General features: G+C 33.3%; 14 protein-coding genes and 1 tRNA gene. 5 read left to right on the forward strand and 10 right to left on the reverse strand.

Features of this window, described 5'->3' with window-relative positions; translation table 11 throughout:
- Nucleotides 1-233: 233 nt before the first annotated feature.
- On the forward strand, nucleotides 234-1,178 hold the full coding sequence (locus tag Q0543_RS15640) for a hypothetical protein (protein ID WP_299255246.1): 945 nt from the start codon (nucleotides 234-236) through the stop codon (nucleotides 1,176-1,178).
- A gap of 74 nt (nucleotides 1,179-1,252) precedes the next feature.
- On the opposite strand, the gene Q0543_RS15645 is transcribed toward Q0543_RS15640, so the two are convergent.
- The 5 genes from Q0543_RS15645 to Q0543_RS15665 form a co-directional block, all read right to left on the reverse strand.
- Nucleotides 1,253-1,339, reverse strand: a tRNA-Ser gene (locus tag Q0543_RS15645).
- Nucleotides 1,340-1,675: 336 nt separating this feature from the next.
- The gene (locus tag Q0543_RS15650; protein ID WP_299255249.1) at nucleotides 1,676-2,443 is read right to left on the reverse strand and encodes a TatD family hydrolase; all 768 of its coding nucleotides are present in this window, start codon (nucleotides 2,441-2,443) and stop codon (nucleotides 1,676-1,678) included.
- Between the two features lie 181 nt (nucleotides 2,444-2,624).
- Nucleotides 2,625-3,755: a glycosyltransferase gene (locus Q0543_RS15655; RefSeq protein WP_299255252.1), complete on the reverse strand. Its 1,131-nt coding sequence runs from the start codon at nucleotides 3,753-3,755 to the stop codon at nucleotides 2,625-2,627.
- Nucleotides 3,752-4,414, reverse strand: coding sequence for a polysaccharide deacetylase family protein (locus tag Q0543_RS15660; protein WP_299255255.1), 663 nt, complete (start codon nucleotides 4,412-4,414; stop codon nucleotides 3,752-3,754). Before Q0543_RS15660 ends, Q0543_RS15655 begins: the two co-directional genes overlap by 4 nt.
- Before the next feature lie 238 nt (nucleotides 4,415-4,652).
- Nucleotides 4,653-6,224: an oligosaccharide flippase family protein gene (locus Q0543_RS15665; RefSeq protein ID WP_299255258.1), complete on the reverse strand. Its 1,572-nt coding sequence runs from the start codon at nucleotides 6,222-6,224 to the stop codon at nucleotides 4,653-4,655.
- On the opposite strand from Q0543_RS15665, the gene Q0543_RS15670 reads away from it, so the two are divergent.
- Nucleotides 6,118-7,608, forward strand: a complete 1,491-nt coding sequence (locus tag Q0543_RS15670; RefSeq protein ID WP_299255261.1) for an O-antigen ligase family protein — start codon at nucleotides 6,118-6,120, stop codon at nucleotides 7,606-7,608. The genes Q0543_RS15665 and Q0543_RS15670 overlap by 107 nt on opposite strands.
- Nucleotides 7,609-7,614: 6 nt before the next feature.
- Nucleotides 7,615-8,469, forward strand: a complete 855-nt coding sequence (locus Q0543_RS15675; RefSeq protein WP_299255264.1) for a hypothetical protein — start codon at nucleotides 7,615-7,617, stop codon at nucleotides 8,467-8,469.
- Between the two features lie 169 nt (nucleotides 8,470-8,638).
- On the opposite strand, the gene Q0543_RS15680 is transcribed toward Q0543_RS15675, so the two are convergent.
- From Q0543_RS15680 to Q0543_RS15700, 5 genes are read right to left on the reverse strand one after another with little or no spacing between them, the layout of a single operon-like run.
- On the reverse strand, nucleotides 8,639-9,841 hold the full coding sequence (locus Q0543_RS15680; protein ID WP_299255267.1) for a PP2C family protein-serine/threonine phosphatase: 1,203 nt from the start codon (nucleotides 9,839-9,841) through the stop codon (nucleotides 8,639-8,641).
- A gap of 5 nt (nucleotides 9,842-9,846) precedes the next feature.
- Entirely contained in the window at nucleotides 9,847-11,085 is a 1,239-nt protein-coding gene (locus Q0543_RS15685) for an ABC transporter permease (protein WP_299255269.1), read from the reverse strand.
- A 15-nt stretch (nucleotides 11,086-11,100) separates the two neighbouring features.
- A complete protein-coding gene (locus Q0543_RS15690) occupies nucleotides 11,101-11,355 on the reverse strand; it encodes a transporter (RefSeq protein WP_299255272.1) in 255 nt (84 codons plus the stop codon).
- Nucleotides 11,348-12,490 carry a glycosyltransferase gene (locus tag Q0543_RS15695; RefSeq protein ID WP_299255275.1) on the reverse strand — a complete coding sequence of 381 codons (1,143 nt, stop codon included), beginning with the start codon at nucleotides 12,488-12,490 and terminating at the stop codon, nucleotides 11,348-11,350. Before Q0543_RS15695 ends, Q0543_RS15690 begins: the two co-directional genes overlap by 8 nt.
- A complete protein-coding gene (locus Q0543_RS15700) occupies nucleotides 12,484-13,464 on the reverse strand; it encodes a lysylphosphatidylglycerol synthase domain-containing protein (protein WP_299255278.1) in 981 nt (326 codons plus the stop codon). The genes Q0543_RS15695 and Q0543_RS15700 overlap by 7 nt, the downstream gene beginning before the upstream one ends.
- A 9-nt stretch (nucleotides 13,465-13,473) precedes the next feature.
- Between Q0543_RS15700 and ruvC the strand changes: the two genes are divergently transcribed.
- Nucleotides 13,474-14,073, forward strand: coding sequence for a crossover junction endodeoxyribonuclease RuvC (gene ruvC, locus Q0543_RS15705; protein WP_299255281.1), 600 nt, complete (start codon nucleotides 13,474-13,476; stop codon nucleotides 14,071-14,073).
- 233 nt (nucleotides 14,074-14,306) lie between these two features.
- Nucleotides 14,307-16,466 carry an OmpA family protein gene (locus tag Q0543_RS15710; RefSeq protein WP_299255283.1) on the forward strand — a complete coding sequence of 720 codons (2,160 nt, stop codon included), beginning with the start codon at nucleotides 14,307-14,309 and terminating at the stop codon, nucleotides 16,464-16,466.
- Nucleotides 16,467-16,771: the final 305 nt, after the last annotated feature.

The raw sequence follows: 16,771 nt of genomic DNA on the forward strand, positions 1-16,771 counted from the left end.
AGTCTGTTGCAAATGCATTAGGAACACTAAAAGACAACGTAGTATTTGTGGGTGGCGCAACGGTATCTCAAACGACCTTAAAAAGTTAAAGAACATAGTAGAGTATGTTTGAAAATACGTTTACTGACCATCAAAAAAATACATAAAAGTATCACTAATTTCTATTACCTAAATACACAAGATAAATATCACTTTCGCTTCAGCATGCAGAACAAGCATTCTTTTAAAAAATTATGTTAAAACATATTATTATACTCATGTTGATTGGAGGCTTTTGGTGTTGCAAAGATGCAGTAACTAAGGAGGAAATCAGAATCGTTACACAACGAACTTTGAGTTATTCGGATTCAATGCAAATTAGAATTGACAGTTTATTAAAAAAGTCTTATCCCATTATGGGATATAGATTTATTATTACAGGCGATTTCAACGGTGACCATAAACAGGACACGCTGATTGAGCATTATACAGATTCTTTAAAAATAAAAGAAGTAGCAAAGTATGATTCTACCTTTGATTATTTCGATTCATGGTTTGTGGCTGAAAGATTAAATAAGAAATCATTTTTATCGAATAAAAATAATTCCGTCACAGAAATAACAGGTGGGATATTAGGATTCTCTTATATTGAAAATTGTGGAGATATTACTGGCGATGGATTTGATGATCTATTTGTTGTTCCTCATCGTGGTGGAGCTTCCAATTGTGTCGATGGAAATTTTTATACTTTTAAAAACAATGCATGGAAACAGTTATGGAATATCCCTGTTTGGCAATGGCAATTCCCGCCTACACCAAATGCTTCAATGCAACCTGGATTATTTGGAAGTTTCGATGTTGGTATGGTAGATAGTGATTCTATAAATCATTTATTAGAAAATCAACTCAAAACATTTCATTTCATAAAACACCATCCAGACAAGTCTTTTGAATACGAATGTCGCAACCCCTTAGATTTTGAATACCCAGATGATTCAACAGAGGAAGAAGAACAGAAATACATATTAAAAAGATTCAGTCCAGTAACTATCGATAAAAAACTCTATCTACAAGACTTACAGAATAAAAACACCTATTATGGTAATGTAACACACATGAAATCCGACAATCAATGGATGTACGTTTTCCCCTATTATGATTATGCAGAAATCTTTCTTGTACGAAAGTATTATAACTAAAAAGGAGTTAACAAATTATCCTTACAGTTAACAATAAAAAATCCCCTGATGCACTAAGCTTTCAGGGGATTTCGTAGAGAGGAAGAGATTCGAACTCTCGGTACGGTTACCCGTACACACGCTTTCCAGGCGTGCTCCTTAAACCACTCGGACACCTCTCTATGTGGTAAATTCAAAAGTCCAAAAACAAATTCCAAACACGTGGTTGGTCGAAAAGACACAACCATGGCTAAACAAGTTTTCTTCCTTTTTGAATCGGGATACAAATTAACGCTTTTATTCTAGTAAATCCTAGTGAGCGAAAATGATTTTATCCTTTAGAACTGCCCTTAATAACAAGTATATCCATTTAATTATCAAATGTTTAATTACTTGCAAGCAATACGTTGTACTGAATACTCCGTACTTATTTACTTTCTTTAAACATGCGCCTAAAAAAACAATCTATTTCCCGCCGTTTGGATTTTGTTGTTTGTTGTTTGGAATTTAACCAGCTACTATCTTCTAAATAAGGTTCTACTATTGGTCGTTGTTTGCTCTATTACAGCCTCTTTGGACATCTCCAATATATCTCCAATTTTTTGTGCCACCTCGTTGATGTAGATGGGCTCATTGCGCTTGCCTCGATGAGGGACAGGTGACAAATATGGACCATCGGTTTCTAGCACAACCTGACTGATACCAATCTCTTCTATGAGCGCATCCAAACCGGCTTTCTTGTAGGTTACGACTCCACCTATACCAATCATCCAACCATAGGATTTCAATACCGTTACCTCTCCGATTGAACCCGAAAAACAATGGAACACACCTTTCAATCCTCTTTGCATAAAAGGCATTAATACCTCCAAGGATTCTGCGTTCGCTTCCCTACTATGAATTACAATGGGCACGTTGTAGGTTAAGGCCCATTCTGCTTGCATTGCAAGAGCTTCTTGTTGTTGTTTCAAAAAACTTTTATCCCAATGCAAATCAATACCTACTTCACCAATGGCAATGAACCGTCTTCGTTTCAATTCTTGTTCAATAACAGCGAGTTGTTCTTTATAATCTTCTTTCACATAACAGGGATGCAAACCCATCATAGCAAAACAATAATCTGGAAAATCCTTTTCAACTGCATACATAGACTCAATCGAATGCACATCTAGATTGGGCATATAAAATGCTTCTACCCCACTATCAATTGCTTGTTGGATGAGTGTATTTCGGTCGGCTTTATACTCGTCTGAATATAAATGTATGTGCGTTTCTATAATTCCCATGTTGATAATTATGAGTTATAAATTATGAATTATTATAAAATTAACTATTAACGCTTCCCTTCTTTTAATATAATAATGAAAGCGTAAACATTTTTTATTAGAAATTATTAAGCCAAATACCTCTGTTACTAATGAAAAATAAATGACACCTAATACAGCATTCATAATTCATAACAAATAATTATTTAGGTTGTATCTCTTTTCCCTTATACGTTCTACCCTTCCATTGCACACCTATCGGCAATAGAGTATAAACGAATAACAGGATTGGAAATACATATCGATTCAATTCAAAAAGCAGAATGTATTTTTTAATATCTTGCTTGTTTATTTTTCTAGAAACAATACCAATAAAAGACACGTGCAAACTAAAAATGGTCAACCCAAAAGGCAGTATCCAACATGCAGGTACATATAAGAAAGCAAGTAATAATACAGGAAAATATATTGCTTGGATAATTAAAAACAGCAACAACAACTTAGGCACACGCAATGCACCACTTAACCAACGTTTGCGCTGCTGCAAGACTTCGTGTAAAGAATGCAATGGGGTAGATTGTGCTGTTGAATCTGCATTCAATAGGTTTCTAAATTTCCAGCCTCTTTTAATTGTTGCTAAAAATAATTCTAAATCTTCTGTTACAGAAAACGCAAGATTTTCATAACCGCCTATTTCGTCATAACAACTTTTACGAATGGCCATATTATTACCAACTGCCGTAACCGGAATATTCATTTCAGACACAACATGAATCATACCACTGGCATACGCCCAATCGATGCGTTGTATCTTTGCAAGTAAGCTAGATCCCTCTACTATTGTTGAACCGGAGACAATCCCTACTGAATCTTTAAATGCAAACAAGAGTGATTCAATCCATCTAGTAGGTACCTGTATATCTGCATCTGTTATAAATAAAAATTCGCCTGTTACCAATTTTGCTAATTGCGCAAGAACATTTGCTTTGCCTTTTACATGTGTAGTAGAAGGGCGTATCGATATTAAATGAAAATTCGGTTTATCTTGGATGAAGCGTGCAACAATTTCATTTGTTGCATCCGTAGATTGGTCGTCGCCAATCCAAACGTCTATTTTATCTATGGGATACTGCAACTGTTCAATTGCTGTCAAACACGATAAAATACATCCCTCTTCATTTCTGGCAGCAATCAGTATGGAGACTTTGGGGTATTCAGAAAAAGGAAATCTTATTTTAAATTTCTCATTTAAAATAATTCGAACCAATAATACAAGTTGGTAACTGATATAGAGTAGTGCATATCCTAAAAAAAAATAGGGTACGAAATTCATAATGTTTTAAATTGATAGCCTTTTTTTAAGCATTTTTCTAAGTACAAAGGCAGTGCATATTTGATATTTTCAAGTGCTTTTATACTGTCGTGAAAAATAACAATAGATCCGTCGCGTGTAGCCTTAGTAGCAGTCTGAAAACATTTTTCGGCGCCTCTTTTTTTATCAAAATCTCCTGTGATTACATCCCACATAATAACGCGATAAATGGTTTTCAAATATTCGCATTGTGCACTTTTAATCTTACCATACGGAGGTCGAATCAATCGTTCGCTACGCCAAAGATCTGGCATTTCAATATCTTCTTCCATTTTTTCCATGATCGCTTCGCAGGCCATGATATTTGCAAAATAATAATCATCTGCATGCGTCCATCCATTTAAATGATTGTAGGTATGATTTGCCGTACGATGTCCTTCTCTGATAATACGCTTATATAATTCGGGATTTTTTTGAATATTTGCTCCAACACAAAAAAAGGTCGCTTTTATATCAAACTCTTTTAAAACGTCCAATACATAGGTTGTTGCCTCCGGAACGGGACCATCATCAAATGTAAGATAGATTGTCTTTGATTCACCTTTGCCTTTATGTCGCCACTCTGCCCCCGAGAAAAAGTTTGAAAATAACCAACCAGAATGATTAAAATACAGATCCATCTGTTACTATTTGTTATCAATTTGTATATGAGTAGAATTGTAAATATAAGCAACAATGCGATTACATACCTACTTTTTTTATATGAAGTGGGTATAATTCATATATAAAAATAGAAATAATCCTACATAACATACACTTCGAAAAAATATGAGCGTATGAAATCACAAAACTATGTGATTTATTTAGGCATAGCAACTGCGGTGCATAGACATTAGACCATACACTAGAACAAGTAACTTAGAGTTTATAAACAGACTTATGTAGTTTGAAAAATAAAGAAAAAATCAATATTACAATACCCGATAAAATAATTGCTAACCACCACTCTATTTTATTCGATTTACAGATATAAAAACAAACAACACCTATAAGTGAAATAACTACTAATTTAAAACTTACCATAAAATCTAAAGCTACTTGCTTTTGATAAACGATATAAATTAAATAACTCATTGAAATAAATAAGGTACTCACAACCGTGGCAATAGCAGCTCCTGTGATTCCAACGGTAGGCAATAAAAATGCATTTAAACCTATATTAATGATAATGCTTGCGATTAGCATCCGATTAATAAAAAACTCTCCGCCTGTAGCAGAAAGCAATGTGCCCAAACATGCTAAATTTGCATGAACAAATACCGCAATAAAAAGTATTTTTAAACATTTCGTCATTTCTGCTACTTCTGCAGCAGTACTATTTCCGAGCAAGAAGAATAAGTGCTCTCCATAAAACCAAACAAAACAACTTACAAATATCATAGGCACACCACTAATAATTTGCGCCATTGTTAAAACTTTTGTCAAGTCTTGCTGGGTGTTTTTATAGTAAGCAAAACGTGCAAAAAACATAGGTAGCACTATCCATAAAAACATCATAAATGCATCTAACCAGCGGTATGCTCCAGCATATAAGCCTGAAGCACTCTCGCCCAAAAGCCTTTCAATCATTACTTGGTCAATTTTATCATGGACCGAAAATAATACTGTTATAAATGCAAAGGGATACGTCTGTTTGACAATTGATTTCCATGCTGCATAATCCCATTTAAATTTGAATGCACGTGGCGAATACAACTTAATAGCAGGAATTGCGACTATGATTAAACCTACTACAGATGCAAATAATCGGGCTTCAATAAAGTTTTGTAGCGTAATGCCCACAAACAACAATGTAATAGTAGAAAAAATCAACACCGTTTTATCCGATATGGAAGCAAGGGAGTCAATTGTAAAGTATTGAGATGCTTGAAATTTAGCTCTCAAATACATAATTAATTGCAATGCACAATAACTTAAGCTAATAATAAAAAGTATTGTCAATTCTTGATAATCATACCCCAACAAATACCCAATCATCATCATGAAAAATGGGAAAAATCCAATTAATATGAACTTAAATGAAAAATAGGTTGAATAATGGTGTGATTCGATTTTTGATTCAGAAGCAAATTTTTTGGTAACAAATTGATTAATCCCTAAATCTACAAGTACGATAAATAAAAAAGCCAAGGCATTTAAGGCTGCAAACAAGCCATATTGCGCATGACCTATCCTGTCCTGAACGAGATTCTCCAATAATAAATTAATTGGCTTAATCGTTAGGTTTAAAAGTATAGCTAAAGCAATATTTTTATATAATTTTCCTATCTTTCGTAAATTTGAGTTGCAATAATACGCAAAATAACAATAGACACATACAACTTTGAATCTTAAAAAATATATTGGTACAGATAAACGATTTTCAATCAAAGAATATGTACTTGTTTTACTTTTAAGTGCTTTTATCGTTTTAGGAATCGCTTTCAACATGCTTAGTTTGGCTCTAATACCAACAGGCGTACTGATTGCCGTTATCTTATTCTTAGATATAAAACTAGGTTATTATTTGGTTGCGTTGACGTTACCTTTTTCCATTAACTTACCCATCTCTTTTTTACATATAACGTTAAATGTGCCTTTAGAGCCGCTCCTTCTATTCTTATCAATTACCACTATTTATCAAATTGCGTTAAAAGGCATGGCAATAGCATACATAAAGCAACCGCTTTCTATCTTATTTATATGTTTTACAACGCTTCTATTATTGAGTAGTCTTTTCTCCACGCAAATACTCGTTTCTTTAAGAATGTGTATTCAAACATTGGCATATATTATTCCTGCTTATTGGGGAATATTATTTTTAAGTAGAAATGACACTACATTTATCCGAAATATTTTATTAATTCCTTTAATATCATTTTCTATCATTTGTTTTATCAATTTTATACGGCACAGTACACATTATTTTGATCGTTCCTATGCAGTATCCATGGCACAACCTTTTTACTCAGACCACACCATATATGCTACCATGGCTGCGTTGATGATACCTATAGCGTTTACATTTATGTTGTGGTATTTTGGAAAGAGTTTTATAAAGGTATTGCTTTTCGGCACTCTTTTTATATTATCTAGCTCTGGATTAATTTTATCATACAGTCGCGCCGCAATTCTTAGTATATTGATTGCATTTGGTTTATATCTATTTATACGATTAAAATTAAGTTGGTGGATCTTTGTCATTTTTTTAGGTATTGCATTGCTATATACGGTATCACATCAAGACAGCTTAATGATGTCTTTGAAACGAAATCAAACCGAATCGAAAACACGCAAAACAAATTTAAGCAACCAAGTTAAATCCATTACAAACGTTAATAACGATGTATCTAATTTAGAACGAATCAATCGATGGAAATCCGCAATAAGGATGATTGAGGAGAAACCCTATTTAGGATTTGGTTATGGGATGTATCAATATGAATATTTTCCTTACCAAAAAGAAAGTGAAACAACTGAAATAAGCATTCGAAATCCACAAGCAAAATATATGTCAGGCACAGGAGGTACTGCACATTCTGAATATTTATTACTAACTTCAGAAAATGGTTTGTTCTGTGGTATAACGTATATTGCATTACTAATTACTTCCATTGTACTGTCGGTAAAAAACATACGGAGTATTCCGACGAACAATGTATACTACTATGTATCTATTGGAATAGTAATGAGCATTACCACCTATATTGTACATGGCTGTTTCAACAATTTCTTAGATACCGCTAAAATTAACGTTATCTTCTTTGCGTTATTAGCATCCATATCATCCATATCCGTTCAACTTACCGATTCAAAAAACAGTATTTCTATATAATTTATCATGAAGAAAGAATTTACATTTATTGATTTAATACAATTAATCTTAAAGAAAAAGTTGCTATTTATATATATAGGAAGTTCCGTATTTATAATAAGTCTCATCATTTCACTTTTATTACCTGTCTATTATAAATCAACCTGTATTTTATACCCATTTAATCCAGAGGCATACGATCCAAGGAATGTTGACAAGGCTGCTACTCCATATGGTACAGCATTTGATGGAGATCGTATTATGGCACTTGCAGAATCACGAGAGATTCAAAAATACATCATTGATAAATATCATTTGACCAAACGGTACAATATTGATACAACTGATGTTATGGCAGATATAAAAGTGCGAGAAAAATTACTTAGCAATCTTACTATTTCTGAAAATCAATTTAGTGCAATTGAAATAAGTTTACTAGACACGAGTCCAGATACGGCAGCATTTATTGTAAATGATATGGTTGCCAAAATTGATGATTTGAATAAGAAACCTTTGGTTGAATTGAGTAGAAAAATATTTGAATCGTACGAAAAAGTAGTTTTAGAAAAATATAACGGAATTGATTCGATTCAAAAATTAATGCGCGCATTGAATGTAAATTCAAAAGAGTCTCGTTCTGATTTTTTCACATTAGAAACAATCAAAACAATTACGGATTTAAATACTGCACGTAAAAGTTTAGAACTTATTAAAAATGATTTTAGTACGTTAAATATTATACAACCTGCAGAACCTATAGCAAAGAAAGCTTATCCCAAAAGATTGTATATTGTTTTAGTAAGTACTATAGGTGCTTTGTTTTTAACGTTTTTATTTGTGTTGATGATTGAGCTATATAAACGAGCAACACAATTGGATTAGGTAAATGTACAACGAAAAAAAATACACGTTGACAGAAGACTTTTGGGTATTCTGTCAACGTATCTACTATATTAATAGTAGCATTCGTTTTTTTTCGCTTACGCAACAAATGGTTTACATCTCGGTAATGTGTAAAAAAAGGTAATGTGTAAAAAAACCATTTAAAATATCAAAACTGAATCAAACAACTCAATAAGGTTATATCATCGTTATAGCTTCGTTCACCTTTAAAAGCAACCGTTTCGGCAATAATATGATCAATCAGTACTTGCTGATCGAGTGTTTTATCTAAAGCAACCAATGGCAAGATACGCTCCAATTCAAACTCTTCATCTTGCTCATTCATACATTCAGAAAGTCCGTCTGTATATAAAAATAAATGATTCTTTTCAAGTAGTGTAACGGCAGTTACTTCAATAAAATGTAATGTATCAAACATGCCTAAAATTGTGCAGCCTTTATTTAATAATTGTGTTGTATTTTTTTGAATGAGAGGAATTGTATTATGTCCTGCATTAATATACGTTAACTCTTTTTGCGAAAAATCAATAATACCAATAAACATTGTAACAAAACGATTTCCTTTAGTATGTTTTAAAATAAGGTCATTCAACTGAAAAACAATATTGCTCAAATCTGTTGTATAACGAACCATTGTACGTAATGCTGCTTGTACATTCGACATTAAAATGGCTGCTGGCACTCCCTTCCCACTCACATCTGCAATGCAAACCAAAGAACGATTTTCGTCTATTTCTATATAATCGTAATAATCACCACCAATGGTTTGGTGTGGTAAATAGAACGCTTTCATCGAAATTTGTTGTGTGCTTGGTAAATCTTTCGGGAATAAATGCGATTGTACTTCGCGCGCAATTTGCATTTCTTTTTTCAATGCTTCTTGCAATAATTCTCTACGAGCAAACTTCTTATTCTCTATTGCTACCAAAATAATATTGGTAAACGTTTGAATAAAGGATTGATCAACGATTCCTTTAGCAGTATTCTTTTCAATGAACACGTAAGCCAACACATCATTTTTATGAATAATGGGTATCACTAAATCAAACTCAGAAAAAGCGGTTCCCGATGCAAAGGAAATTGGTGTAATTGCTTTTATACTCAATAAATCGTCTGTCAACAACTTCGTTGAATAATCGATTTGTGTACCCATTTGAGCTTTACAAATCCACGTATCGTCCTTCACGTAAAGCACCAACTTACCTACACTTAAATTGGCAAGTAAAGTAAACTGAAAAATTTTATATAACGACGGCTCGGGTAAATTGGCATTAATGGCTTGTGTAATCTCTAACAAAGAACTTAATTTCAAGTCTTTTACCAGTAATTCGTGTGCAGGATTGGATTGCATATGCTCTACCATTTTATTGCGGTCTGAGGATCATAGGCATCTCTCAAACCATTTCCCAATAAGTTAAATGCCAATACCAAACAACTGATACACATACTTGGTAAAAAAACTAAATACCAACCACCATCACTCCAATTTGACTGATAGCCTTCACTTACCATCATCCCCCAAGAAGGCATTGGTGGTTGTACACCTAATCCTAGAAAACTTAATCCGGATTCGATCAAAATAGCGGATGCAAAATTTGATGTGGCGATTACAATCATCGGACCTACAATATTGGGTAAAATATGGTGAAAGATAATTCTCCAACTACCGATACCCAATGCATTAGCTGCTTCAACAAATTGCTTTTCTTTAATCGATAATATTTGCCCTCGTACAACTCGCGCTACTTCTACCCACATAGTTAACCCTACTGCTACAAATGCTACCCAGATTCCTCTGCTTTGAAGAGCCAAGCTGATTGCAATTACCAACATAATACCTGGAATAGACCACGTAACTGTCAAAAACCACATGAGCGTACGATCCACTAAGCCACCAAAGAAACCACCAATAGCTCCTAAAGAAATCCCAACAAATAACGATATGATTACAGAAATAAAACCAATTGATAAAGAGATACGCGTACCGAATAACAATCGACTTAGCATGTCTCTGCCACGTTTATCGGTTCCAAGTAGATATTCTCTATGTTCGACATTATGTTTTAGAAAATAGGTATTTAAATCTGCCTTAGAAAATGCAACACGTGCTTCTGCTGCGTTTATATAAATTGTGGAATCTTTAGTTAGTAAATAATTTGCGGATGAATCTGGAAATAATTTATAAGATGTACCAGCATAAAAATTATCTACATAACTTATCGTTAATGCACTTTCCCAAATACGTTCGCCGTATGGTTTATAAAAAACAGAATCTCCTTTGAAATAAAATGTATCTACAGGTTCAATCGTATATGGACTTTCTCTACCCTCAAACATCATAGTAAAGAAACCTGTTTCTTCAACCACTCTATTTTTATGTCTTTTTATAATGGTTGCTGAAAAGCCAGGAACTTGTTTCTTAATTAAATTTGCACCATCATCTGCATTGGGGGTATTGTCTGGCATAATAGAATAGCCCAACACTGCAATAATGTGCGCTAACACAATTAATGACAAGCCAAAAATGGCTGGCTTATTCTTCATTAAACGCTTCTTAATATAATAAGAAGGCGATTGAACTTCTTTGTTTTCCACGATCTACTACAAATTTTATTTTGTATTATGAGCAAACAATCCTTTTTTAGTAGCCAAGTAAAAATAATTAGAATAGTTTTTTGTCCAAACGTCTGCGTCTAAAATTTCTTCATCCGTTTGCATATCCATCACTTTTACCCAACCTTTTTGAAAAAGATCCAATAATGTTTTTTGCATTATCTTTTCATCTATTCCAACTTCTTTGATTAACGCTTCAAAACGTTGCACAAAATATAAATTATCAATTATTTCAAATTCTAGATCACTCATGAGGAGTTTCAATTCGTTCTTTCCAAGTATATGTTCCAAAACGACCCGCTAATCCAAATCCAACAACATAAAACGGATATATCAAAACAGATAGAATAAAGGTACTCTTTTTAAAACCTATAGACAAAAATCTAGCTACAGACTTTAAGTAGAAATAATCAAATATGCCTTTAATTCCCCACAAAAAAACTGCGCCTTGCCAAGTAAAAGACGGAATAAAGGCCAAAACAGTTGATATGAGTATTATTAGATGAAAAATAAAGATAAAAATAGCAATCCACTGTACGTGTGCTAAGGAATAATTTTCCCATTTGCTTGCCCATCGTTTTCGCTGATTATAAAACTCTGACCAGCTTGATGCAGGCTGGGTTTGAATGATTGCAGCTTTATTGTTACAAAAGCCAATACCTTTACTCCCATACATGGAAAATATTTTATGCATCAAAAACTCATCGTCACCGCTTGATATAGTTGCATTACCACTAAATCCGCCAACTTTTTTGTAGGCTGAACGCGCATAGCCAATATTTGCACCATTACACATCAATGGCTTTTCTAAACCTATAGCACTCGCACCTGAGCCAATCAAACTTAAAAATTCAATCTTTTGAAAATCACGCATAAAACCCCTATTGCCGGTCATAGCAACGGGACCAGATATAAATTGTTTATGATTCAATTCATATGATTGTACCATTGCGCTGACCCATGTCACTGGTATAGAACAATCGGCATCCGTTGTTAGAATAAACTCACCTTGAATTACATCAATAGCCGAAGCAATCCATTTTTTCTTGCCTTTCCAATCTTGGTAGGTTGAATTTAATTCAACCTTAAAAAAAAGGCTTGGATACGTTTCAATATACTTCAGGAAAAGATCATTTGTAGAATCTGTAGATGCATCATCGGCCAAATAAATCTGTAACAGTTCTTGTGGATAGTTTTGATGTAGCAACTGCTCTAAAATAGTTAGCAAGTATTTTTCTTCATTTCTAGCAGTAAGAATAATTGCAACGGTTGTACTTGGTTTATGAGTACAATCAATTGTTTCATCAGGTAGTTTCCTCCATCCTATTTGTAAAAAGATACTAAATACGATGTAAAAAAAACCCACAAAAAATATTCCGATTAGCATTTATTTTTATTTATATATTCAATCTGAAACATCATGATCAAACCAATGCATGATGGAATAATAATATTTATAATCCACAAACTTAAACTAGCTGCCAATACATTTTGTTCTTGCACATGATACGTTGCAAAAAAGAATACAGCTGCTAATTCACGAACACCCAAATCAAGAAATGTTGGGATGATGGACTTTACAAAAAAAATAAAAATAGCGCCAATAATCAAAATATGTAAAGGTACTTCCACATCAAAAAAGATTAATAATATAACAAATTGAGATAAGAATATACCATAGCGTAGACCTGATAAGAACAGTGTTTTCATGAAAAGTTGATTGGAATAACTACGAATGTATTCGAACCAATTTTCTATATTTTTAATAAGTGGCACTTTTTTCATGCCATCTAATAGCAGGGTCCTTTTAAACCAAACTATACTTACAAGCAATAAAAATGTAAGGGCAAGTATCATGGATAGTGCAATCCATTTATTAAATTCAAAATATAATCCGATATACATCAACGCAGCAATACCTGTAATACAGGTAATACATAACTGAGCAATGCGACTAAAAAGAACAGAGCTGATATTTTCTACTCTTTTTTCAGGATTTAGAAATAAAATTCGACCTACATAATCACCTACACCATGAGGAGTAATCAATCCTGCAGCAGTACCACTAAAAACAGCTTTAAGCGATTGAAAAAATGTGATATCCGTATTTTCTTTTACTAATAAAAACCATTTTAATGCTTCCACAGATATATTTAATACCATTAAAAAAAGTAGGAAACCCAATACACAATACGTGTCTATTGAGTTAAAATAGGGCTCAATAAAAAGCATCCATTCTTTTTTATCCCAAAGAATATAAAATATAACCGCTATTGAAAGAATGAAAATACCTACTTTCAACAGGATAGAAAAGAATTTTGGAGTACTTACTTTTTTCACAAAAGGTTCGTTAACTTGCACACCTCGTTTATGGTTAACAAAAATACTCCACCTATTGTAGATCGAATAATTCTTGGCATTGACCCAGGCACCAATATTATGGGCTATGGTTTAATAGCTATTAAAGGTACTAAAATAACATTGATTCAGTTCGGCGTTGTGCATTTAAGCAAATATCCAGATCATGCACTAAAGTTAAGTAAAATCTTTGAGAGGATTACCCAAATTATTGAAGAGTATAAGCCAGACGAGATGGCCATTGAAGCACCTTTTTTTGGTGCAAATGTACAATCTATGCTGAAGTTAGGAAGAGCGCAAGGTGTTGCCATTGCAGCTGCCATATCCAAACAAGTACCAATATTTGAATATGCCCCTAAAAAAATAAAGCAATCTGTCACAGGCAATGGGAATGCATCCAAAGAGCAAGTAGCTTCGATGTTATCAAAAATTTTGCAATTTCAGGAAATCCCCAAATTATTAGATGCCACAGATGCACTAGGTGTTGCGCTCTGTCACTATTTCCAAAAGGGCGTAACAACTAAAAGTAAAGGCGGCTGGAATGCATTCTTAAAAGAAAATCCAGACAAAATAAAAACGCCTACTAAACCTAAAAAAGGGACGGAACAGTAAATCTATTTACACGTGTATCGTACGAGGCTTTCACTTTCTTTTCCTTCAATTTTTAATAACTCGATTAACGCCTTGTTAGTAAAAAAATCAATTTAATTCTACTCGTTTTTTAGACTTTTTTTAAAAATATACGTATTACATCTTTGTGTTCAATTGTTTTTTTTAAAACAAATACTAATTTATCACTCTTACAGATAAACATGTACAATCTAATTAACCATTAAACTTTTCTCATGTCAACACAAATCCCTATTCAAAAATCATTAAAAACGATTGCGAGCTTAGTGCTTTTTATTTGGTTTCAAACTACACTTTATGCTCAGACGAAACCATATTACTTTAATGATTTTAACGATCCCAAAGCAGCTTGGTTTAGTGCAGAAACAGATGAGTATGCATTCCTAATTCTAAATGGCTCTTACACATGTTCAAATAAATCCACCATAGGAGATGCATGGAAAGCAGGTAGTTCAACATTTATAAATGCAGAAAAAAATTACAAATACGAATTTTTATTAAAGGAGACGGCTAGTTACGGTGACAATGTAGGTGGTATCTATTTGGATGCAGCCAATAGTAAACGCTTTGAGTTTACACTTAATCCAGAGCGTTCAGAATATAAAATTTGCAGTTATCAAAATAGTACCTATACTTATCTATACGAATATTTTGGAACGAACACAGCAAAGCGCTCAACGGCAATGAAACCAAGAGGTACAACGAACAAAATTGAAATCGAACACAAAGGAGATTCTGTTTATTTTAGATTAAATGACACTGAATTATTAAGAATCGTCTTTAAAGATTCAGGTTTTGATGATCTTACGGGTGGAGTTGGTATAATTATGAAAACAAATATGACGCTTGAACTTGAAACAATCTCCTTGTTTCAAGATGTTCAAATTAAAAATATACCAAACTTACCTACTGGGATTAAACGAGAAAATTTAGGACCAAATATTAACACCATTTATTCAGACAAGCTACCCTACATTACTCCTGATGGTAAAACACTATACTACTCTATAGATAGCAGTCCATTAAATACAGGTGGTATAAAAGATGGGGATGAAATTTATTATTCAACCCTTAACCCAGATAATACCTGGATAAAATCTATTAACATAGGCCCGCCTTTAAATAACATACAACCCAATGCCGTTATTTCTGTAACTCCCGACAACAATACAATGCTTGTGATGCACCAATACAATGCAGATGGAACGTTTAAAGCATCTGGCGTATCTTTAACAAACAGAACAGAAACAGGTTGGTCGGTACCTACAGATATAACCATTAAAAATCATTATAATAAAGCAAACACCAACGAATTCTCTTTATCTGCAGATCGCAAAGTTCTGTTCATGTGTATTCAACGAGATGATTCAAAAGGAGAAAAAGATGTTTATGTGAGCTTTATACAAGCCGATGGAAGTTTTAGCGAACCACTAAATGTGGGCAATCAAATTAACACGAAAAAAGACGAGCTCACTCCGTTTATAGCTGCAGATGGTGTAACACTTTATTTTGCAAGCTACGGGCATCCTACATACGGAAGTGCAGACATCTTTATGACTCGAAGACTGGATTCAACTTATACAAATTGGTCTGAACCATTAAACCTTGGACCTGAAATTAATTCTACAAATTGGGATGCGTATTATTCAGCTTCTGCTTCTGGAGATTTTGCGTATCTAGTAACGGGAGAAAACAGTATCGGTAAAATTGATATTATTAGAGTAGCATTACCTAAATCAGCAAAACCAAATCCTGTGGTTTTAATCTATGGAAAAGTGATGCATTCAGTAACTAAAGATCCACTTAAAGCCGACATTCAATATGTAGATTTGAAGACGGGAAAAGAAATGGGAACTGCAACAAGCGATCCTAAAACGGGTTCCTATAAAATTGTTTTACCCGCTGGCACCTATTATGGCTTCTTAGCTCAAAAAGATAAATTCTTTTCCGTTTCTGATAACATCGATTTAAATGCATTGAATGAATACAAAGAAATAGAACGAAATTTGTACCTAGCACCTTTAGTAACCGGACAAACAATACGTTTAAATAACTTATTTTTCGACTTTTCTAAAAGTGATTTACGAAAAGAATCGTTTTCAGAATTAAACAGAACGGTAGAATTAATGAACACCTACCCGACTATGATTATTGAAATTTCTGGACATACAGACAATATTGGTACGGAAGCAGACAATTTAATTTTATCTCAAAACAGAGCGAAAGCAGTCGTAAATTACTTGGTTTCAAAAGGAATAGATATCAGCCGAATTCAATCCAAAGGCTTTGGAAAATCCAAACCCGTTTCTACTAACGAAACAGAAGAAGGTAGACAATTAAACAGACGTGTTGATTTTACCATCATCAAAATGTAATGTGCTTGACTCCTTATATTTTAAAAGCTCTGATTTAATCAGAGCTTTTTTATGAAATACACACGTACATATTTAACTATTTAAATCACCCAGTTAAACATGCATCCATTTAAAGATGTTAAAATATATAATATGGGAGATATTCATGGAAATTGTTGTAATCGAACACGCACATTAAATCAAAATTTCAACTCTAATTGATATAGTTTTTGTGAAATTATTTTAGCAGACTCACTAATTGGAAAACTACCTTCCAATTTTATACACTACAACTGAACCAACAATAAAATATTTCGCCTATAATT

The sequence above is a fragment of the uncultured Cytophaga sp. genome (genome assembly GCF_937863595.1).
Classification (GTDB): domain Bacteria; phylum Bacteroidota; class Bacteroidia; order Cytophagales; family Cytophagaceae; genus Cytophaga.

Coding starts and splice junctions, on each gene's coding strand:
- Q0543_RS15640 (WP_299255246.1), top strand. CDS start 234: ATGTTAAAACATATTATTATACTCATGTTGATTGGAGGCTTTTGGTGT.
- Q0543_RS15650 (WP_299255249.1), bottom strand. CDS start 2,443: ATGGGAATTATAGAAACGCACATACATTTATATTCAGACGAGTATAAA.
- Q0543_RS15655 (WP_299255252.1), bottom strand. CDS start 3,755: ATGAATTTCGTACCCTATTTTTTTTTAGGATATGCACTACTCTATATC.
- Q0543_RS15660 (WP_299255255.1), bottom strand. CDS start 4,414: ATGGATCTGTATTTTAATCATTCTGGTTGGTTATTTTCAAACTTTTTC.
- Q0543_RS15665 (WP_299255258.1), bottom strand. CDS start 6,224: ATGTTGAAAGCGATTCCTAAAACGATAAAAGCACTTAAAAGTAAAACA.
- Q0543_RS15675 (WP_299255264.1), top strand. CDS start 7,615: ATGAAGAAAGAATTTACATTTATTGATTTAATACAATTAATCTTAAAG.
- Q0543_RS15680 (WP_299255267.1), bottom strand. CDS start 9,841: ATGCAATCCAATCCTGCACACGAATTACTGGTAAAAGACTTGAAATTA.
- Q0543_RS15690 (WP_299255272.1), bottom strand. CDS start 11,355: ATGAGTGATCTAGAATTTGAAATAATTGATAATTTATATTTTGTGCAA.
- Q0543_RS15695 (WP_299255275.1), bottom strand. CDS start 12,490: ATGCTAATCGGAATATTTTTTGTGGGTTTTTTTTACATCGTATTTAGT.
- ruvC (WP_299255281.1), top strand. CDS start 13,474: ATGGTTAACAAAAATACTCCACCTATTGTAGATCGAATAATTCTTGGC.
- Q0543_RS15710 (WP_299255283.1), top strand. CDS start 14,307: ATGTCAACACAAATCCCTATTCAAAAATCATTAAAAACGATTGCGAGC.